The sequence below is a fragment of the Treponema sp. C6A8 genome (assembly GCF_000619925.1).
Classification (GTDB): Bacteria; Spirochaetota; Spirochaetia; order Treponematales; family Treponemataceae; genus Treponema_D.
In genome coordinates, this window is sequence record NZ_JHVB01000007.1 from 1 (window position 1) to 18,292 (window position 18,292).

24 protein-coding genes are annotated in these 18,292 nt (G+C 41.1%); 11 read left to right on the forward strand and 13 right to left on the reverse strand.

Annotation, left to right across the window (positions count from 1 at the left end):
* Positions 1-303 precede the first annotated feature (303 nt).
* The 8 genes from T530_RS15305 to T530_RS0106885 all read left to right on the forward strand — a co-directional run bounded on the left by T530_RS15305 (position 304) and on the right by T530_RS0106885 (position 5,513).
* On the forward strand, positions 304-435 hold the full coding sequence (locus T530_RS15305; protein ID WP_256380937.1) for a hypothetical protein: 132 nt from the start codon (positions 304-306) through the stop codon (positions 433-435).
* Between the two features lie 7 nt (positions 436-442).
* Positions 443-820 (forward strand): VOC family protein, encoded by a 378-nt coding sequence (locus T530_RS0106855; RefSeq protein WP_027728371.1) that lies wholly within the window; start codon positions 443-445, stop codon positions 818-820.
* Positions 821-822: 2 nt separating this feature from the next.
* Entirely contained in the window at positions 823-1,140 is a 318-nt protein-coding gene (locus T530_RS0106860; RefSeq protein WP_252507358.1) for a TfoX/Sxy family protein, read from the forward strand.
* 119 nt (positions 1,141-1,259) lie between these two features.
* The gene (locus T530_RS0106865; RefSeq protein WP_027728373.1) at positions 1,260-1,517 is read left to right on the forward strand and encodes a hypothetical protein; all 258 of its coding nucleotides are present in this window, start codon (positions 1,260-1,262) and stop codon (positions 1,515-1,517) included.
* A complete protein-coding gene (locus tag T530_RS13810) occupies positions 1,517-1,942 on the forward strand; it encodes a hypothetical protein (protein WP_051537878.1) in 426 nt (141 codons plus the stop codon). The genes T530_RS0106865 and T530_RS13810 overlap by 1 nt, the downstream gene beginning before the upstream one ends.
* Before the next feature lie 11 nt (positions 1,943-1,953).
* On the forward strand, positions 1,954-2,763 hold the full coding sequence (locus tag T530_RS0106875; RefSeq protein ID WP_156011575.1) for a protein-ADP-ribose hydrolase: 810 nt from the start codon (positions 1,954-1,956) through the stop codon (positions 2,761-2,763).
* Positions 2,764-2,880: 117 nt separating this feature from the next.
* Positions 2,881-3,954 (forward strand): biotin synthase BioB, encoded by a 1,074-nt coding sequence (bioB, locus tag T530_RS13815; protein ID WP_081773688.1) that lies wholly within the window; start codon positions 2,881-2,883, stop codon positions 3,952-3,954.
* 212 nt (positions 3,955-4,166) lie between these two features.
* Complete coding sequence (locus T530_RS0106885; protein ID WP_027728375.1) at positions 4,167-5,513, forward strand: MATE family efflux transporter; 1,347 nt, start codon at positions 4,167-4,169, stop codon at positions 5,511-5,513.
* Between the two features lie 268 nt (positions 5,514-5,781).
* Here T530_RS0106885 and T530_RS0106895 read toward each other — a convergent pair whose 3' ends face one another.
* The 6 genes from T530_RS0106895 to T530_RS0106920 all read right to left on the reverse strand — a co-directional run bounded on the left by T530_RS0106895 (position 5,782) and on the right by T530_RS0106920 (position 10,068).
* Positions 5,782-6,135, reverse strand: coding sequence for a putative quinol monooxygenase (locus T530_RS0106895; RefSeq protein WP_027728377.1), 354 nt, complete (start codon positions 6,133-6,135; stop codon positions 5,782-5,784).
* 18 nt (positions 6,136-6,153) lie between these two features.
* Entirely contained in the window at positions 6,154-6,999 is an 846-nt protein-coding gene (locus T530_RS0106900; protein WP_027728378.1) for a DUF3737 family protein, read from the reverse strand.
* Between the two features lie 154 nt (positions 7,000-7,153).
* Positions 7,154-7,786 carry a DUF4405 domain-containing protein gene (locus T530_RS0106905; protein WP_027728379.1) on the reverse strand — a complete coding sequence of 211 codons (633 nt, stop codon included), beginning with the start codon at positions 7,784-7,786 and terminating at the stop codon, positions 7,154-7,156.
* Positions 7,787-7,796: 10 nt separating this feature from the next.
* Positions 7,797-8,324, reverse strand: coding sequence for a flavodoxin (locus T530_RS0106910; protein WP_027728380.1), 528 nt, complete (start codon positions 8,322-8,324; stop codon positions 7,797-7,799).
* Positions 8,325-8,473: 149 nt separating this feature from the next.
* Positions 8,474-8,950 (reverse strand): cyclophilin-like fold protein, encoded by a 477-nt coding sequence (locus tag T530_RS0106915; RefSeq protein ID WP_252507359.1) that lies wholly within the window; start codon positions 8,948-8,950, stop codon positions 8,474-8,476.
* A 116-nt stretch (positions 8,951-9,066) separates the two neighbouring features.
* A complete protein-coding gene (locus tag T530_RS0106920) occupies positions 9,067-10,068 on the reverse strand; it encodes an alpha/beta hydrolase (protein ID WP_051537879.1) in 1,002 nt (333 codons plus the stop codon).
* Positions 10,069-10,211: 143 nt separating this feature from the next.
* On the opposite strand from T530_RS0106920, the gene T530_RS0106925 reads away from it, so the two are divergent.
* Positions 10,212-10,868 carry a TetR/AcrR family transcriptional regulator gene (locus tag T530_RS0106925; RefSeq protein WP_038074061.1) on the forward strand — a complete coding sequence of 219 codons (657 nt, stop codon included), beginning with the start codon at positions 10,212-10,214 and terminating at the stop codon, positions 10,866-10,868.
* Positions 10,869-10,880: 12 nt separating this feature from the next.
* On the opposite strand, the gene T530_RS0106930 is transcribed toward T530_RS0106925, so the two are convergent.
* From T530_RS0106930 to T530_RS0106945, 4 genes are all read right to left on the reverse strand, one after another.
* On the reverse strand, positions 10,881-11,063 hold the full coding sequence (locus tag T530_RS0106930) for a hypothetical protein (protein ID WP_027728384.1): 183 nt from the start codon (positions 11,061-11,063) through the stop codon (positions 10,881-10,883).
* Positions 11,064-11,071: 8 nt separating this feature from the next.
* Positions 11,072-11,494: an EamA family transporter gene (locus tag T530_RS0106935; RefSeq protein WP_027728385.1), complete on the reverse strand. Its 423-nt coding sequence runs from the start codon at positions 11,492-11,494 to the stop codon at positions 11,072-11,074.
* A gap of 144 nt (positions 11,495-11,638) precedes the next feature.
* Positions 11,639-12,235 (reverse strand): class I SAM-dependent methyltransferase, encoded by a 597-nt coding sequence (locus T530_RS0106940; protein WP_027728386.1) that lies wholly within the window; start codon positions 12,233-12,235, stop codon positions 11,639-11,641.
* A 36-nt stretch (positions 12,236-12,271) separates the two neighbouring features.
* Entirely contained in the window at positions 12,272-13,429 is a 1,158-nt protein-coding gene (locus T530_RS0106945) for an MBL fold metallo-hydrolase (RefSeq protein WP_027728387.1), read from the reverse strand.
* Positions 13,430-13,532: 103 nt separating this feature from the next.
* Between T530_RS0106945 and T530_RS0106950 the strand changes: the two genes are divergently transcribed.
* Positions 13,533-14,858, forward strand: a complete 1,326-nt coding sequence (locus T530_RS0106950; RefSeq protein ID WP_027728388.1) for an MATE family efflux transporter — start codon at positions 13,533-13,535, stop codon at positions 14,856-14,858.
* Positions 14,859-15,128: 270 nt separating this feature from the next.
* Here T530_RS0106950 and T530_RS0106955 read toward each other — a convergent pair whose 3' ends face one another.
* Positions 15,129-15,356 (reverse strand): hypothetical protein, encoded by a 228-nt coding sequence (locus T530_RS0106955; RefSeq protein WP_027728389.1) that lies wholly within the window; start codon positions 15,354-15,356, stop codon positions 15,129-15,131.
* Between the two features lie 224 nt (positions 15,357-15,580).
* Between T530_RS0106955 and T530_RS0106960 the strand changes: the two genes are divergently transcribed.
* The gene (locus tag T530_RS0106960; RefSeq protein ID WP_027728390.1) at positions 15,581-16,045 is read left to right on the forward strand and encodes a DUF2798 domain-containing protein; all 465 of its coding nucleotides are present in this window, start codon (positions 15,581-15,583) and stop codon (positions 16,043-16,045) included.
* Positions 16,046-16,250: 205 nt separating this feature from the next.
* On the opposite strand, the gene T530_RS0106965 is transcribed toward T530_RS0106960, so the two are convergent.
* Positions 16,251-17,459 carry a sugar MFS transporter gene (locus T530_RS0106965; RefSeq protein WP_027728391.1) on the reverse strand — a complete coding sequence of 403 codons (1,209 nt, stop codon included), beginning with the start codon at positions 17,457-17,459 and terminating at the stop codon, positions 16,251-16,253.
* Between the two features lie 10 nt (positions 17,460-17,469).
* Positions 17,470-18,291 carry a Cof-type HAD-IIB family hydrolase gene (locus T530_RS0106970; protein WP_027728392.1) on the reverse strand — a complete coding sequence of 274 codons (822 nt, stop codon included), beginning with the start codon at positions 18,289-18,291 and terminating at the stop codon, positions 17,470-17,472.
* Position 18,292 lies beyond the last annotated feature (1 nt).

Below are 18,292 nucleotides of genomic sequence, written 5' to 3' on the forward strand. Positions count from 1 at the left end.
TTTATCTGGGGAATGATGACTAATAATATTTCAAGGGCATCAGTTTAATTAATTTTGGTTATTTTGGAAGTAGCAGAGGAATTTATGGATAATAAGTAATCTTCGAGCTAATTTGTGGGCGTCAGATCTGAAAAGATTTTGATATGCCCGTCAACAGACAGAAAGTACTTTCAGGCGGTCCATTGACCTGTAGGTAAGGCTTTGCCGAATCCACGTATATCAGAATGGTCAAATGCCGGTTAGTTTCTGCCTGCTACTTCCATTTTTTTATTCTCTATTGACAAAGGCACAACATATCAGATTATGGATTTTGGCAAAACTCAAAATCTTGATTTCCTCGAACTTAAGGCTGCTCCAATGGGATATCCACTGTATAAAAAACTTGGTTTTGAAGATGCCTGCAGCCGTTGTAAAGAAATGGAATATAAGTGGTAGTTAAAAAATGATTAAAGGCATACATCATATTTCAATGAAATGCGGAACGGCGGAAGAGCTTGCTAAGGTTCGAGAATTTTATATTGAGCTTCTTGGTTTGAAAGTAATACGCGAGTGGGCAGAGGGGATGATGATTGATACAGGCAATGGCTTGCTCGAGATTTTCACAAATGCCGATGGAACTCACTGCCTTGGTGCAATCCGACATATGGCGCTTCTTACTGATGATGTTGATGAGATTTCGGCTAAGGTGAAGGCTGCCGGCTACGAGTTTTTTATAGAACCGAATGATAAAGTTATCCCTTCAAATCCGCCTTACCCAATCCGCATGGCTTTCTGTTACGGCCCGCTTGGAGAACAGGTTGAGTTTTTTATGGAGCGATAATTATGATGAATGAATTTAATGAATATGTCCGCGATTGTTTTTCTGAAGCAGGCGAGATTGTCATAAAATCTATGATGGGCGGATACCTTGTATATTTTAAAGGAAAACTGATAGGTGACATTTGCGGCGATGAGCTGTTTTTGAAGAGAACACCGACATCGGACAGACTGCTTGCAGATTCCGAACTGCGTTATCCGTATGAAGGTTCGAAAACACTGATGCATGTATTTGATAGTTTTGATGATAAGTCTCTGATTCTGGAACTTCTGGAAGGTATGTATGCTGAACTTCCGGAAAAGAAACCCAAGAAAGCCAGATGAGAAAAATGAAGGCGATACCACAAAATACTTGATTTTCTAGCTCATATCCCATATATTATTAAGTGGGATATCCCACAAAACGCAACTAGCCGACCAGCGGCCTTACTCAGGAGGTTTATATGCCAGCATTAGCAGTAAGATCTTATGATTCAAAATTGGACTCAAAAAGAAGAATAACTCTCAGATCTGCTTCATACGATTATTATCATGTTGAAGAATATCCTGATGGACGAATCCTCCTGGAACCTCGCGAACTCACAAAACCATTTGAAGTATCACAAAACACTCTTTCTATGATGGATGAAAGCATGAAAAACTTCAAAGCCGGAAAAGCCGGAGATCCTATAGATTTTTCTGCATATGAGGAACCCTTATAATGTATAAAATCCGAATGGGTATTCCCCAGATGCAGGAACTGTGGGAAAATCTTGAGAAAAAATATAAAGAGCAGACGGCAACTAAAAATGAGCTCAAACTCTTCAAGCTTTTAGTAAGCTGTTTTTCAAAACTAAGCAATGATCCTCGCTATCCAGGCCTTTGCACTCACGATATAGAAGCTTTAACAAAACGCTACGACCAGAAAGTTTGGGAATCATATCTGGAAAATCACAAACCCGCAGCCGGAAGAATCTTCTGGGTATATGGTCCGGATAAAAATGATATTACAATCATAGGAATTGAACCCCACCCTAACGATAAAAAAGACGCTTATCAGAAAATCACACTTTCTTCAAAGGCTGAATCTCAGACAGAAACAGAAAATAGCGAACAAACCAAAACTGAAAAGAAAAAGAGAAAATAAGCACTGGTTTCATACGACGCACATATTTGATAACAGAACTCCTCAAAGAAGATAAGGGAAGTGCAGGCTTTAAGCTGGGTCTTGTGCCCGGAAATGAAGGCGGCTTTGTGATTCCTGATGATGAAAAAAGTCAGCGCGATATACTCCGGGCTTTGATGAATATCCGTGGCCCATATTCCATTAGCGAAGACTTTTTGAGAATACAGGATGAATATCTGCAGCAGGTTAATAAAGAGCGGGGGATTACGGATATTGCGGATTTAAGCCAGACAAAAAGGAACCCAAAACTTTACCTCTGGCAGGGCGACATCACCACTCTAAAAGTTGATGCAATTGTTAATGCTGCAAACTCTGCTTTGCTTGGATGTTTTGCGCCGCTTCACATCTGCATCGACAACTGTATCCACACCTATGCAGGCATTCAGCTACGGCTTGTCTGTAACGAGCTGATGCAGAAGCAGGGCCACGAAGAAGGAACCGGACTTTGCAAAATCACCCCGGCCTTTAATCTTCCAAGTCGTTATGTGCTTCATACTGTTGGCCCCATTATTTACACAAGCGTGGGACCCCGCGAAAAACTTCTTCTTGAAAACTGCTACAAAAACTGCCTTGAAACTGCGTCTCAAAATCAGCTTGAATCGGTCGCTTTCTGCTGTATTTCAACCGGAGTATTCAGATTTCCTGCTGATCTTGCTGCCCAGATTGCAGTAGAAACTGTAGAAAAGTGGCTGTCAGAAAATCCAGCTTCCAGCGTGAAGAAGGTTGTCTTCAATGTTTTTGGAAATAAGGATCTGGAGATTTATCAGGGGCTTTTACTTTAGGGCGGGATGTCGATTACAATTCATGATAATAAATAATTGTCAACCTTGAAATAGTTGTAAAGGTTTACAATAAAAAAGTTTTTCGCTAAACTGTCTGTGTTTTAGAGGTACACGACAATGAATTTATGCGAACTTTCTTCAAAAATCATATCAGGCTTCCGTCTTACACGGAATGACGACCTTTCCTTTTTCAAGGACTGCAATCTTGATGAACTTACAGCTTGTGCAGACAAAATTCGCGAGCATTTTAAGGGCGAAAATGTAGATTTGTGCACCATTATTAATGCCAGAAGCGGTCGATGCGGTGAAAACTGCAAATTCTGTGCCCAAAGCGCCCACAATCACACAGCCTGCGAAGAATACAGTTTTTTGGATGAGGAAAAAATCATTCAGGCAGCAAAAGCAAATCAGGACGAGGGTGTAAACCGTTTTGCAATAGTCACCGCTGGAAAGTCACTTTCAGGTGAAGATTTTGACAAGGCAATCCACGCATTCGAGAGGATGAACAAAGAGCTTTCTATTAATCTCTGTACTTCAATGGGTTTCATAACCCGCGATCAGTTCAAACGCCTGCGTAAAGCCGGAGTTACAAGCTATCATCACAATATCGAAACTTCCAGACGTAACTTTCCCAACATCTGTACAAGCCACACTTACGATATGAAAATCGAGACAATCAAAATTGCCCAGGAAGAAGGCTTCTGCGTCTGCTCCGGCGGAATCATCGGCATGGGAGAAACTTTTGAAGACAGGCTGGACATGGCCATTTCCCTTTCAGAGCTAAAAGTGCGCTCAATTCCAATCAACGCCCTCATGGCAATTCCAGGCACCCCACTTGAAAAAAACACGCCTCTTACCGAAGAAGAAATTTTACGCACAATCGCAATGTTCCGCTTCATCAATCCCGAGGCAAACATCCGCCTGGCAGCCGGCCGAAAACTCCTTTCAGAAAACGGCAAAAAAGCATTCCTGAGCGGAGCGAGCGCGACAATCACAGGCAACATGCTCACCACAAGCGGAAGCACCATCAAGGGTGACATCAAGATGCTCTCTGAAATGGGCCGAAGCGTCAAAGCCATAAAAGGAAGCACCTGCGATTCATGCGACTGCGGATGCGGTTGTGAGTCTGACTGTTGTGGTGCAACTTCTTGTGACAGCAGTCACTGTGCCTGCGATTCAAGCAGCTGTTGAAGTAGTTGAGGAAATAATACGGGAACATCACATATAATTAAAACGAGAAGTGCAATGAATGAAGATACCCGTCGTTGATTTTTTTCATCAGATTATATAATATGATGTTGCTCACGCGGAGGGCGTGTCATTCAAATGGAAATGACAGGCTGGATAAGGTGCAGGTTGAAATACCTGAATTTTATCCAGCCTTTTTTGTTTTTGGAGGACTTATGGCTGAGACAACTTTGTTTACTTCCGGGAAAATTGCTCCCCGGCTTCTTCGTTTTGCGCTTCCAGTTCTTGGGGCTTTGTTTTTACAGTCTTTTTACGGTGCGGTTGATTTACTGATTGTAGGTCAGTTTGGAAATGCGGCTGATGTTTCTGCGGTTGCAACTGGAACAATGATGATGCAGACTATCACTTTTATAATCGTTGGTCTTGCTATGGGTACAACCATTCAGATGGGACAGGCTCTGGGGGCTGGTAAAAAAGAACTGGCTGCAGATATTGTTGGAACGAGCGTAATCTTTTTTGCTTTTCTTGCCCTTGTTGTTACTGTAATGATGATTTTTCTCACCCGACCATTTGCTCTTCTTATGCAGACTCCAAAGGAAGCCTTTGATAAAACCTGTATGTATGTTCATATCTGTTCGGCAGGAACGGTTTTTATTACTGCCTACAATATGATGGGCGGAGTTTTTCGTGGAATGGGAGATTCAAAAACTCCACTCCTGACTGTTCTGGTTGCCTGTATAATTAACATTTTTGGTGATCTTCTTTTTGTTGCCGTTTTCCACATGGCTTCCAGCGGGGCTGCTCTGGCTACTGTTATTGCACAGGCTTTGAGTGTTCTTTTCTGTCTGATTGTTGCCAAAAAAAGAGGGCTTCCATTTACTTTTTCAAAAAAGAATATCCGCTGGAAGGGAAATCTTGTGACTCTGGTCTGCAAAACTGGTGCGCCAATTTCTTTACAGGACGGACTTGTTACTGTATCTTTCCTTGTGATAGCGGCAATCATCAACCGGCTTGGCTTGATTGCATCTGCGGGTGTAGGAGTAGCAGAACGTGTCTGCGGATTTATTATGCTTGTTCCTTCTGCATTTTCTCAGTCTTTGAGCGCCTTTGTAGCCCAGAATATTGGAGCCGAAAAATATGACCGAGCAAAAAAAGCATTGCTGTATTCTATTGCGGCCTCTCTGGCTTGTGGTGTGATTATGGGCTATTTCGCCTTCTTCCACGGAAATCTTCTGGCTGCCATTTTCTCCAAAGACAAGGAAGTAATTGCAGCTGCCCACTCTTATTTGAAGGCCTACGCCATCGACACTCTTTTTGTTTCTTTCCTTTTTTGCTTTATCGGCTATTTTAACGGATGCGGAAAAACTTCTTTTGTTATGATTCAGGGAATCGTTGGAGCGTTCGGAGTACGAATTCCTGTTTCATATTTGATGAGCCGCACGGTGAATCCAACGCTTTTTAGAATCGGTCTTGCAACACCGTCTTCAACTTTTGTGCAGATTACCTTGTGCGGGATTGTATTTTTGATGTTGGAAAGGAAGAGAAAGAAAGGAAGCATATAAATGAAACTATCAGGGCATTTGTCGAGAAATAGGTAGTAGTTCAGAAAATGCAGGATTACATTGCAGCACACCAGACGGAAGAAATTAACCTTTCAGATCTGGCAAATACTGCGTGTTATTCGCCCTGGTACTGCTATAGGATTTTTAAGGAACTGAAAGGAATATCCGTGAGCGATTATGTCAGACGGGAGTTTGGCTGTAACCCGGGGACATATGCAATCAAATTGGAGGGTCGTCAAACTCAATTCTGGAATTATGCATTAAGTTATTAGTTTCTGATAAAAGCTTTATCCTGTTCAGGAATATTATCATCAGAAACAAAGCGTTCGATGGTCATGTGCAGGTCGTACTTTTCGCGAAGCTCAGCAATTGTTTTCATCATTGGTGTTGCGTGGTGAAGATCGATTGCTTCCTGATTTTCCCAGGAGTCGATTAAGAGGATGGTTTCGCTGGTGTCATCGCTATCGGTTGGTTCTTCGCCGAAAGGCAGATAATATTCATAGCGCAGATTTCCTTTTTCCGCGCGGATTTTTTCAACTGTTCCGCTGGAAAGCATTTCGCGTGCAAAGGCCTGTGCCGCTCCCTTTTTTCCTGTGTAACGAAGATTTACTGTAATTGCCATTTTATTTCTCCTGATATTTTATTCTTTGCATATAATCTGCGTTTTTGATTTATCGCAGATTTCTTCTTCCATAATTATCTGTCCGATAGAGTCTGCTATAATTGTGCCTGCGAGAGGATTTTTTATGCTGTCGATTTTTCTGCTGACTTCTACATCAATGGTGCTGCGTTCGAAAGCAAGATCGCATTCTTCCATTGTACAGTTTTTGAGCACGAGATTTTTGCAGTAGCAGAAAGGCTGAGTTCCAATAATGCGGCAGTTTATAAGAGTGAGATTTTCTGAATACCAGCCCAGGTATTCGCTTTTTACAATGCTGTTTTTAACGGTGACATTTTTTGTGTGCCAGAAGGCATCTTTTGTATTCAGCTCTGAATCTGTAATTTCGATGTTTTCATCATACTGAAAAGAATATTTTCCCTTCATTTTTAAACCAGAAATTTTTGCATCACTGATTTCAAAAAAGGGATATTCAGATTCTTCGATTGTGACATTTTCAATTGTCAGCTTTTGACTTTTCCAGGCAAACTCCGGAGAATTAACACTGCAGTTTTTAAGGCTGATATTTTCACATTCACGAATTGCCTTAATTCCACCGAGCCTGCAGTTTTCGATACAAATATCTTTGTCATACCAGAGAGCGGCCCGGCAGTTTTCGGTAAAGCTTGTATCAGTAATTTTTGCTTTTTCTACATGCCAGAAAGGGTAGCGGAGATTCATAAAGCAGCCGGCCACGTCGATATTGTGGCATTCCTTAAAAGCGGATTCACCGTCTGCAGGTCCATCAAAACGGCAGTTTTTTACAGTAAGGTCCTTAAGGCCATAGAAAGCTCTCTCCTGGTCAAAAGTTTGATTTTCGATAATCACAAAAATACTCCTTGTGTAAGCCCGCCGGTCAGAGCGAGCGGTGTTCTATAGCAAAGCGCGAGTTCCAAAGGAACTCGGTAAGCTCTGCGACTTAAAATAAAATTGCGATGCAGCAATTTTTTAGCTTTACCAACTTTTTGTTTTAAAACCTCTGTCACATCTTTTTTGCCAAAAGGTGAGAGAGTGTAGCAAACAAAATGATAATAGAAATATAATCGAGTGCAAAAAGAATGTAGCCGCGTTCCAGGTCGAAGAAGAAAAACTGCTGCTGGAGAATAAGATATTTCCAGACTCCGCGGGTGATAAAAGCATAAATGCCGTAAGCGCAGATCAGGGCAATAATAATACGCGGAATGATTTTTGCCGTAGCATTCTGAAAGAGCCGCCCCACATGCAGTCCGATGTGCAGCGACATAAACAGATAATACCAGTGGCTGGCAAGTAGATGCGCAATGCGGGCAAAGCCCAGTCCGCCCTGAATATTCAAAAATGTAAAAATGTGATTTGAAAGAATAATTCCGCTTATCATCAAAAAGATTGTACAAATCAAAATGCAGCAATTGATAATAGTCTGCATTACGCGGTAGGGGTTGTATTTACCGCGAAAGATAGCAGAGTACCAGCGACGGTTTAGCGCGATGTGAAGGCCCCATAAGACAAAAAGACCCACGCCTAAGATTTCGTGAACAAGGTCTGCCGGGAACAAATAGTTTCCGCCCATGAGGATGATTGAGAGGATTGTCATTGTAATGTCGATAGTCATTCTTAAGCGCTGGGGTCTTGTCATTATTCTGCTCCTATTTCAACAAACCTTCAATATACTTCTTAACGTCTGCGCCACTGCCTCGGGTAAAATCTTTGCCGCCCTTAAAGTCTGCGCCCTTCGCAAACTTAGACAAATCTTTGCCGCTGCGACCAAGACTGCTGCCACCACTGGTACAAAGAGTAATCATTTTTTTGCCCGACCAGTTCTGGCTTTCTACAAAGGTGTAAACAATTTTTGGGGCATAAGCCCACCAGATAGGGTAACAAACCACAACTGTGTCGTAGCCTGAGATATCGAGTTTATTTGCAATTGCAGGACGGCTTTTTGGGTCGTTGCATTCAATTGAAGAAAGTGATTTTTTGTCATGCCAGTCTAAGTCAGCGTCGGTATATTTATGCACCGGCTGGATTTCAAAAATATCAGCTCCCATTTCTTTAGCGGCATTCTTTGCCATGCGTTCTGTTGTTCCTGTGGCGCTGAAGTAAACGAATGCTGTCTTTGCAAATGCACCTGTCATAATAAAGCCTCCGAGTAAAAGTGTAAGAATAAGTTTTTTCATAAAAGTTTCCTCCTGATTTATGATTTGGCGTTCCCCTCAGTTCATTCGCTATGCTCATTCACTTCGGTTCGCTATGTCCGCCCTTCGCTAACGCTCACCGTCCTCGGCTGAAACAAGTTCAGCCTGCGGTCGGCAAGGGGCTCCCAGCGCTAACGCAATATTTCAAATACAGCAGTCACGTCGCCTTTTCCAAGAATCTTCTTGAGCTCAGCTTGTGTTACGCCATCCACCTTACCAAGCCGGGTAAAGTTCCAGCTGTTAGTGTCGTAGTAAATTGTAATCTGATTTCCCTGATACAAAATGATGTCGCCGGCAGCGGTTGTAATCTGTTTATCATTCCGTGGAAGACTTGTACCAAGGGAGCCGACTTTTTCAAAGCTGCCGTAGTCGGTCATTTTGATTGTGACAGGGCCTTTTTCCAGCAACTCGTAAAACGCCATGGCAGAAGAATTGTCGGCCAGTGTGGCGGCGAGCGTGTGGCTGCCACTGTCGCTTGTAATTTGAATCGAGATTTTCATATCAGAAAGTTCTCCTTTGTTTGATGCCTTTGTTTCCTTGCTTCCATTTGCGCAGGCGATTGATGTAAAAAGAAGTATTGTTAGTATATATGAAATTAATTTTCTCATTATAACTCCTTGGGGCGTTGTAACCGAGTTTGCTACGCAAACATCGCAGGTGGTGTCCCCCGCTGGGTGGGGTAGGACGCAACGAAGTGCGGCCGTAGGGCGGGGCTCCGCCCTCCTTACTTCAAATACTTTTCAAAAAACTCTGCAAGCTTATCAAAAGGAATTGCATTGTTTTTTCCGCCATCATATAAATCGGTGTGACTTGCGCCAGGAATAATTACCAGCTCCTTGTTACTGCCGGTAAGTTTCTTAAAGGCATCTTCACCAAAATAACGTGAGTGGGCTTTTTCGCCATGAAGAACCATAACGGCACTCTGGATTTCTTCTGCATAGGCAAGAAGCTTTGTGTTCAAAAGGGAAGTGGAAGCAGTTACATTCCAGCCACCATTCGAATTCAGACTTCGCTCGTGATAACCTCGTGGAGTTTTGTAATAGTCATAATAATCCTTTACAAAATATGGAGCATCTTCCGGCAGAGGATCTACAACTCCGCCACCAAGCTTATAAGTACCGCCAGCCTGCACTGCCTTAAAATCTTCAATGCGCTGAGCCATAAGAGCCTTGCGGGCTTCGTGCCTGGCTTCTGCATTATTTGCGCTGTCAAAATATCCGTTGGCTGTAACACGGCTCATATCGTACATTGTGCTTGCAACAGTTGCCTTAATTCGTGTGTCGATTGCTGCTGTGTTAAGAGCCATTCCACCCCAGCCGCAGATTCCTATGATGCCGATTTTTTCTGGGTCAATGTTGTCGCGGGTTGAAAGAAAATCTACGGCTGCCATAAAATCTTCGGTGTTGATGTCGGGACTGTTCATGTAGCGGGGCTCTCCGCCAGATTCTCCTGTGTAGCTTGGATCAAAGGCCAGGGCTATGTAACCGCGGGAAGCCATCTGATTTGCATAAAAGCCAGAAGACTGTTCTTTTACTGCTCCAAAAGGTCCTGAGATTGCGAGGACCGCATTTCCTGCAGATGCTACATTCTCTGGGCTGTAGAGGTCTCCTGCCAGTTCAATCCCAAAATGATTGCGGAAGGATACGGTTGTTCGTTTTACTCCTGGAGCTAATTCAAAGGTGTAATGTTCATTTGTTCTGTCTATTTTTGCAAGATTTGGATTCATAATATTCTCCTTGTGTTTTAGTAACGTTGTGTCACTTATCTTAAGTGTATGGTATAATCGGTGACTTGTCAACACTAAAATACGATATTAGTGACAAAAAGTTGCTTATTGCAAAAGATATTTTACTGTGTTATTCTTTAGCTATGGCAGATTTAAACAGAAAAGCAGTGTTCATCCGCGCAAGAAGCGACGAACACAAAGAAGAAAGACTTTCTCAAATAAAAGAGGCAACTGCAGAACTCTTTGCAACTTGCCCTTACTCTGAAATTACCCTTACTACTATAGCTGAAAAACTTGGCTGGTCACGAGCCAACCTCTATAAATACGTTACGACAAAAGAAGAAATCTTTCTGGAAATCTCTGCAGAAAAAATGGCAGCCTACTATAACTCCCTGCTTTCGGCTTTTCCTGAAGGTAACAATTTTACGCCAGATGTTATTACCGAAGTATGGGCCGGGATTGTAAATGCTAATCAGGATTATATGCGCTATGTTTCCTATCTTAACCCTGTTATTGAAACAAATGTTACGGTAGAACGGCTTGCGGTTTTCAAAAAGAAATATTACGACTTGGCCTATTCCTTCCGTGACAGACTTGCACAGATGCTCGGCACAACGCAGGATGCGGCCTACAAAATCCAGCTGGATGTATTATTTTATGCTTCGTCAAATGCAGTCTGCTGTTACAAAAATCCTCTGGTGCAGGAAGCTCTCAAACAAATCAATATAACTCCGCCGCCAATGGATTTTTACAAGGACATGAAGGACTTTCTTAAAATGCGTCTGGCATGGAAAGAATAAGAAGAAAGAGGATTATGACAAAGAAAATTGTTGTAGTGAATGCAAGTCCAAGAAAGGGCTGGAATACTGATACTCTTCCATGTCTTCTTTTGAGTTTTCAGCGGCAAAGGTTTCTTCAAAAGTTTTCGCCCCGATTTCTGAAAGAAAAGCAACATCTTTTTCGCTGCATTGTTTGAATATGATTTCTTTTGACATAATTTTTCCTATTTGTTTATAAAATAAAGTCCCACAAGGCAGATTGCGACACCTAGAACCTTACTCCAGGTGATTGCTTCATGATAGCCGATAAGCCCCACAAAAATCAGGATGACTGCCAGCGCCGCGTTAGAAACTATCGCCAGCGTACTGACTTTCCAGCCTGCTTTGTAAGCAAAGATGAAGCCCACTTCAAGACCAGTAATCACAATTCCAAGAACGATTGTGGCCCAGTTGGAGTGGGAAAACTCTTTGAGGATATTCCCGCCTTTTGTGGTGACAAAAAAGGCAGCTGCCGAAAAAAGTGTTGCCACAGCATAAGTGATTGTCATGCTGGCATAAGTGTTCATCTGCTCAGGGATTCCCTTTGCGCAAATCTGATAAAGTGTGTTTGAAAAAATAATGATTAAAAGCGGCCAGATGTAATTCATGGGCGACTCCTTTGAGAAAGATTGCCCATCTTCAAAGACCTTACGATGTGGCTGAATGTTATAGGGATGAAAGATCCCGGCACATTCCTGCCCGGTGGCAGATAAGGGTATTATAGCGGAAAAAGGGTTGGATGTCAGTCAGGTTTAGTTTTTAATGATAGCCAGGGCGCAAGGCATTCTGCCGTCAACAACTTCATAAGTGACATTAGAATATCCCATATCTGCAAAGAACTGTTTGTAAGATTCAAAATCGAACTGGCGTTTGAAGTTTGCGCTCAGAAGCTCAATGAACTTTACGGCAGCAGTACCACTTCCTTTTGACATGTTGATGTATGTCGGGATGATAATTGTTCCGCCCGGTTTTGTGACGCGCTTGAGTTCTGCAAGAGCTTTTTCCGGTTCTGGAAGAAGGTGAATAACGTTTCCTGCAACGACTTTATCAAAAGATGCATCTGTAAACTCAAGTTTTGTGATGTCAGCCTTCAGGAAAGTTACATTTTTGAAATGTCGGCACTTTTTTGAAGCCTGTTTGAGCATTCCTTCTGCAAAATCAGTTGCAATGAGATTTTTGCATTTTTCTACTATATATATGCTGATTGCGCCGGTTCCGCAGGCACATTCCAGTACTTCGTCCTCAGAGTTTATATATTTGGCGACTTTCTTTCCAGTGCCGGTGTAGACCTTTTTGTTGTAAATGTTTTCAAATAAATCATATAAGCCAGATATTTTGTCCCAGAACATGTGATACCTCATATTAGAAATATTAACCGGGTGATATTAAATACCCATACTGCAATCTATACCCTGAAGCAGGTAAACAAACGCAGGAATGAAAGTTAGGGCATTTATAATCAGCCACAGAATTTTTCCTTTTTTAAACCATTTATATATACTGACTCCAATAAGGATATATATAGGAATGACAATGAAACAGATTGGTGGAACAAAAAATAATAGAAGATATAATGGCATGAGAATCAAATAGGCAATAAACGATGAAATATTTCTAAGATAAATTAGCCCAATGATAAGACCTGCAAGTACAACTGCACCAAAACTTATTATTCTATCTTCTTCACTGATTCCAAGTTTGTCTGTATCAATAATCTGAGAGCTGTTATTTGTCCATAATATTTTTACCTTAGGATTGGCAGTTTTCAGATTTGTTAGTGCATCACTTTCTTTTAAAACATATTCTTCGCTATTTGTGAATATAGCCATCTTAGGTTTAAAAATTTCAAGTGTTTCCGGAAGCCCAGAGTATCTGGTTCCATGGTGAGGAACCTTATATACATCAATCTTCTTGTTAATACTTTTTGCAGTTTTATAAAGTATTTTATCTGCTAAAGGATGAGGCTGAGGTAAATCATTACAGTCTCCACCAAAGAAAACTGTATGTCCGTCTATCTCCAGAAATGTGGCAAGACTGTTTGTATTTTCACTGAACATTATTTTGTGATAAGTTTCAGGGGTTGACTCATCTTCATAAATTTTACGGATAACATTTTCTGTATTATAAAGACGAATGACAGCTTCTCCAAAATTAATTGTTTCAACACCTTCTACAGAAACGTATTTGTTTTTTTCTTCAAGCTCTGCTTTTAATTTCTGGTATTTTTCCATTTCAGAATGGCGATATTCATCATCTGCAGGAGTTCCCCAGGCGGTTGTACAATCCAGACCGGAGTATTCTTTCAAGTAAACCTTTTCAACATCAAAAGTTTCTGTCAGTTTTGAAATACAACCGTAATGATCTCTGTGAAAATGAGTGTTAAGAATGAACTTTATTTTTACAGGTGCAGGAAAATTAGAGTTAATATATTCGCAAATCTGCTCAAATTGTTCTTCAAAACCTGTATCAATAAAGGCTATTTCTTCTTTATTTTGAAGAATGATAATATCACTCCATTCGGTCTTTAAAAAATGGATTTTCATATTCGCATTATATCATATATTGTATAATCTGTTTGACTCAATTGCCGGCGGTCTTTCCAAAGAAATAATTGATTTTTTCTAATTCTCTTCATAATATTGCGGTATGAGACTTAAAGGCTTTTACTCGTCGCTGGTAGCAATCGCAATCCCAATTTCTCTTCAGGCTCTTTTGCAGAACTTTGTAAACATGCTCGACACTGTTATGATCGGGCGGCTTGGAAGTGTTGAAATTGCAGCAGTGGGCCTGGGCAATCAAATCTTTTTTATCCTCACTATGATTCTTTTTGGAATCACTTCTGGTGGCGGAGTTTTTATCGCTCAGTTCTGGGGAAAGAAAGATATTAACGGAATCAGAAAGTCTTTAGGTTTGATGACCTTGATAGCGCTCTTTGCCGCTTTTGTTTTTACTATTCTTGGTATTTTTCTTCCATATAAATTGATTGGAATTTATTCACCGGATCCTGCGGTTGTAAAAGTTGGCGGCGAGTACCTGCGATTGGCCTGTCTGTCTTACATTCCTACGGCAATCAGTTTTTCAATTACGCTGGCAATGAGAAGCACGGAGCGTGTAAAACTCCCGCTTGTTTGTACTTCGGTTTCCCTGTTTACAAACGCAGGCGCAAATTATCTTTTGATTTTTATTGCCCGCCTGGGGGTAAAGGGAGCCGCACTCGCAACAGTTTTTGCCCGTCTTGTTGAACTTATAATTCTTGTAAGCTGGTCTTATTCTCATAAATATGAAATCAGCGGTAAGCTTCGTGAACTTTTAAGCTTTGACTGGTCTTTTATCTTCAAATATATAAAGATTGCCTTCCCTGTTATCATCAATGAAAGCTTCTGGGGACTTGGAACCTCTGTTTATAACGGAATCTATGCTCGCGCAGGAACAGATGCTTTTACAGCCTACAGTATCACCAGCACTATCAGTCAGCTGACCTGGGTATTCTGTATGGGCTTTGGAAACGGAATGGGCGTCCTGATTGGAAAACGAATCGGCGAAAGAAAACTGGATGAAGCCCGTGCATATGCCCTGCGCTCAATGTGGTTTATGCCTTTGATTGGCGCAGTTGTCGGGCTCTTCTTGCTCCCGCTTTCAAAATTACTGCCATTCCTTTTCAATGTTGAACCACAAATAATTAAGATGGCAAGTCAGATTCTCATGCTTTTGATTTTGATTTATCCTTTCAATTCTTTCTGCATGGACTGGATTGTCGGTGTCTGCCGAGCCGGTGGAGATACTGTTTTTTCTGCGGCTGGAGAGCTGATTGTTTTATGGTGTGTTGCAATTCCTTTGGGATATGTAGCTGCTTTTGTGCTTCATCTTCCCGCTCCAATGATATTCTTATTCCTTTCAAGCGAATCAATTGTAAAGGCGATTATCGGAGTTATCAGAATTCTAAGCGGAAAGTGGCTGCACGAAGTTACTTGATTTAAGAAGGTGGAAAAATGTTTCAGTGTAATGAAGAAGTTTCAGTAAATCAGAATACTTACAAAATCATAAAGCTTTTGGGACACGGGAAGGGCGGTTATTCATATCTTGCCCAGAAAGACGGTAAAAATTTTGTAGTCAAGCAGATTCATCACGAGCCCTGCAGCTATTATAGCTTTGGAAACAAAATTGAACTGGGGGATAAAATACTGGTCCAAAACCCCGGAATTCCTGGAATATATCGCCAAGAATTCCTGAGTTTTTCTTATTCTACATCATATTACAGCCCGATTTTCTTTCTTCCGGATGTGCTACTTCAAAGCCGCAGTTGGCTTCCATGTTGAGCTCGCGGAGTTCTTTTATGCCGTCAATATAGAGCTGATAGTTGATGCCTGTGGATTCATAACCGCAGCCTACGTCGTAATCATCACCCAAAGATTCGCGGACAATCTGCTCTCGCTGTTCACGGGTTGTGTCTTTAATCAAAATACTTGCCATGAGATGTATTTTATCATGAAACGATTAAAATGAGTATTATGTGGCGGTATTAGAAAAAAATTAAAATTCTATTACACAAAGTTTCTTATTTTGATATTATAATCACACTTTTCAAAAGATTGCCTAATCTTATTAAGAGCGGTTTTGCCGCAATCTTCTATGCTCATGCGCAAGGTCTTTGCGTAGTTTAATGCAATCACAATTACATTTTTATGGAGTTTCGTATGCCAAAATCTTTGGGACAGGAAATTCTTTTTACCATTCTGATGGTATTTGTTATGGTTTATGCAATGGTTTGCTACAACATTGCACTTGCGATGGGAGGACTTTCTAATTCAGTTTTTCTGCTTGCCTTCCATGAACTTCCAATCATGATGCCGATAGCTTTTATGCTTGATTTTGTTATTGTTGGACCGATTGCCAAGAAAATCACTTTTTCAAAGTTCAATCTGGGAGAGACGAATCCGGTGTTTATCATTCTTTCAATTTCAATCTGCTCTGTTTGGTTGATGTGCCCGCTTATGAGTCTTGCGGCAACAATTCTTTTTAAGGGTGGCTTTCAGAAAGAGATGATTTCCATCTGGCTTCAGACTACAGCTTTCAATTATCCGATGGCCGCTTTCTGGCAGCTGCTTGTTGCAGGTCCGGTGGTGAGGGCTGTTTTTGGTCTAATTTTCAAAAGCAAGTAATCCCGCAAAGTAAAGCTGTATGGAATAAATCCCCCGTATTAACAAAACTAAAATTAAAACTATTTGGTATTGACCGGATAACGAGAAATCATTAAAAATCTCTATAGGAGGGGGAAATATGCCACCGTTTATAATCGTTTTAATTTTAGTTTTCTTTTTGGGATTTTTAATTAAAAATGTAAATATTGTAATTAAAAGACTTTTTTCATTTTTTACTCTTTGTTGTTATTTTTTTTTTTGAAATGAAGCCCAAAAGTAGGAGAGTGGCAATCATAACTACAGGGAATATCCCTCCTGCCATAAGTCCCCGCTGCAAATTGTCTCCTGCAGCCTGACTGATGTTTCCTACAAGTGCTGGTCCCGCAGAACCACCCAGATCACCTGCCATCGCAAGCATTGCAAAAAAGGCTGTACCGCCCCTCGGAATTTTAGGAGCGCATACACTTATTGTGCCCGGCCACATAATGCCGACAGAAAATCCACAGATAACACAACCCAAAAGACTCATAAGAGAGTTGGGTGACATAGATGCAAGCAGATAGCTTATAAGGCAGAGTAAGCCGGAAGCAATCATAAAGTGCATAAGGTTTATACGGTCACCGAATTTTCCATAAATTGCTCTCGCAGTTCCCATTGTAATGGCAAAAAGACATGGGCCTGCAAGGTCGCCCGCAGTTTTAGAAAGACCTAAAGCGCTTTCTGCAAAAGCAGATGCCCACTGTGCCATGGAAAGTTCAGAAGCTCCTGCGCAAACCATAAGAATTACTGCAAGATAAAAAAGCGGAAGTCTGAAGAGTTCTGTAATCTTCATTCCTTTTTCTCCGCCAGTCGGATGTTCAATAGGGCAGGTAGCAAAATTAAAGATGTTTATAAGGGGAACAATTGCCCAAAGACATGCCAGCAGTTTCCAGTTATGAATACCTGCAAATTTAAAGAATAATGTAGAAAGTACAATTACGCTTACAGAACCCCAGCAATAAAATGAATGCAAAAGGCTCATCGCAGCTTCTTTATGTTCGAATGGGCATGCTTCAACAATCGGGCTTACCAAAACTTCTATCAAGCCGCTTCCGATTGCATAAACTACAACGCAGATTATAATTCCGATAAATGAATTCCGGAACAAATCCGGCAAAAATGCCAGCATTACAAGACCTGCCGCAGAAGAAACTTCCGAAGCTACAACGCATTTTCTGTATCCGATTTTATCAACAACCTGAGCGCAGATAATATCTACAATCAATTGTGTCATAAAAAATACAGCAGGAATCAGCGCAATTTTTCCAAGTGCTATATTGTATGTCTTGTGAAAAGTTAAAAACAAAAGCGGCGAAAAATTTGCCGCAATTGCCTGGGTAATGAATCCCATATAACAGGCGATAAGTGTTTTATTATAGTTTTTTTCTTTAGTCATATTCTATTTATTATAATACGACTTCTCTTAAAAAATCTGCAATGCCGTCGTTATTATTATCTTTTTTGGTTACGAATTTTGCAATTTTTTTGATTTCATCAAGTCCGTTACACATAGCAACGCCATAACCGCACATTCTTATCATGCTTTCATCGTTCATGCTGTCGCCAAAGCCCATCGTTTTTTCAATTCCAAAACCAAGATTTTTTGAAAGCCAGGAGATTGCTTCTCCTTTTCCGCATTCTGGTGGCAGAATTTCAAGAAAGTAAGGTTTACTGATAAAGATAACAGCCCGCTTACCAAACTCTTTGCGTAAAATATCCTGAAGCTTTAAAAGTTCTGATGGTTCTCCAGGAATCAGCATCTTTGTAAAGCCTTTTTTCAAGAACTCCTCAAAGTTTTCTACCTCTATCCCTTTTAAGCCGCACAAATCAACATCAAGCTTTGTCCATTTTGTTTCTTCACGGTAGTAAATGATGTCTGGGGTATAAACTTCAGATCTGAGTCCGTATTCTTCTGCAATCTGATTTGCGCGAAGCAGAATTTCAGGTTCTACCTTACGGCAAAAAATCTGTTCTCTTTTATGAAGGTCAAAAATGCTGCAGCCATTAATTGCAATAAGATAGCGGCCGGTTTCTTTTCCTGCAATTTCCAGACGGCGTACATAAGGAAGAATTGCTTCTTCGGCGCGGCCGGAACACAAAACGACGTAAATGCCTTTTTCTGCACATTCACGGATAGCAAGCACAGTTTCGTCAGTAATCTGACGTTCATCGTTTAAAAGAGTATCGTCTAAATCAAGTGCAATCAGTTTAACATCCAGTTTTTCCATT

Bases quoted from the DNA above. Each gene is read 5' to 3' on its own strand.
- T530_RS0106930 (WP_027728384.1), bottom strand. From the start codon at position 11,063: ATGTCAAAAGAAATCATATTCAAACAATGCAGCGAAAAAGATGTTGCT.
- T530_RS0106865 (WP_027728373.1), top strand. From the start codon at position 1,260: ATGCCAGCATTAGCAGTAAGATCTTATGATTCAAAATTGGACTCAAAA.
- T530_RS0106885 (WP_027728375.1), top strand. From the start codon at position 4,167: ATGGCTGAGACAACTTTGTTTACTTCCGGGAAAATTGCTCCCCGGCTT.
- T530_RS0106915 (WP_252507359.1), bottom strand. From the start codon at position 8,950: ATGAGAAAATTAATTTCATATATACTAACAATACTTCTTTTTACATCA.
- T530_RS0106925 (WP_038074061.1), top strand. From the start codon at position 10,212: ATGGCAGATTTAAACAGAAAAGCAGTGTTCATCCGCGCAAGAAGCGAC.
- T530_RS15305 (WP_256380937.1), top strand. From the start codon at position 304: ATGGATTTTGGCAAAACTCAAAATCTTGATTTCCTCGAACTTAAGGCT.
- T530_RS0106910 (WP_027728380.1), bottom strand. From the start codon at position 8,324: ATGAAAAAACTTATTCTTACACTTTTACTCGGAGGCTTTATTATGACA.
- T530_RS0106960 (WP_027728390.1), top strand. From the start codon at position 15,581: ATGCCAAAATCTTTGGGACAGGAAATTCTTTTTACCATTCTGATGGTA.
- T530_RS0106955 (WP_027728389.1), bottom strand. From the start codon at position 15,356: ATGGCAAGTATTTTGATTAAAGACACAACCCGTGAACAGCGAGAGCAG.
- bioB (WP_081773688.1), top strand. From the start codon at position 2,881: ATGAATTTATGCGAACTTTCTTCAAAAATCATATCAGGCTTCCGTCTT.
- T530_RS0106945 (WP_027728387.1), bottom strand. From the start codon at position 13,429: ATGAAAATCCATTTTTTAAAGACCGAATGGAGTGATATTATCATTCTT.
- T530_RS0106855 (WP_027728371.1), top strand. From the start codon at position 443: ATGATTAAAGGCATACATCATATTTCAATGAAATGCGGAACGGCGGAA.
- T530_RS0106895 (WP_027728377.1), bottom strand. From the start codon at position 6,135: ATGGCAATTACAGTAAATCTTCGTTACACAGGAAAAAAGGGAGCGGCA.
- T530_RS0106940 (WP_027728386.1), bottom strand. From the start codon at position 12,235: ATGTTCTGGGACAAAATATCTGGCTTATATGATTTATTTGAAAACATT.
- T530_RS0106920 (WP_051537879.1), bottom strand. From the start codon at position 10,068: ATGAATCCAAATCTTGCAAAAATAGACAGAACAAATGAACATTACACC.
- T530_RS13810 (WP_051537878.1), top strand. From the start codon at position 1,517: ATGTATAAAATCCGAATGGGTATTCCCCAGATGCAGGAACTGTGGGAA.
- T530_RS0106860 (WP_252507358.1), top strand. From the start codon at position 823: ATGATGAATGAATTTAATGAATATGTCCGCGATTGTTTTTCTGAAGCA.
- T530_RS0106965 (WP_027728391.1), bottom strand. From the start codon at position 17,459: ATGACTAAAGAAAAAAACTATAATAAAACACTTATCGCCTGTTATATG.
- T530_RS0106905 (WP_027728379.1), bottom strand. From the start codon at position 7,786: ATGACAAGACCCCAGCGCTTAAGAATGACTATCGACATTACAATGACA.
- T530_RS0106935 (WP_027728385.1), bottom strand. From the start codon at position 11,494: ATGAATTACATCTGGCCGCTTTTAATCATTATTTTTTCAAACACACTT.
- T530_RS0106970 (WP_027728392.1), bottom strand. From the start codon at position 18,291: ATGGAAAAACTGGATGTTAAACTGATTGCACTTGATTTAGACGATACT.
- T530_RS0106950 (WP_027728388.1), top strand. From the start codon at position 13,533: ATGAGACTTAAAGGCTTTTACTCGTCGCTGGTAGCAATCGCAATCCCA.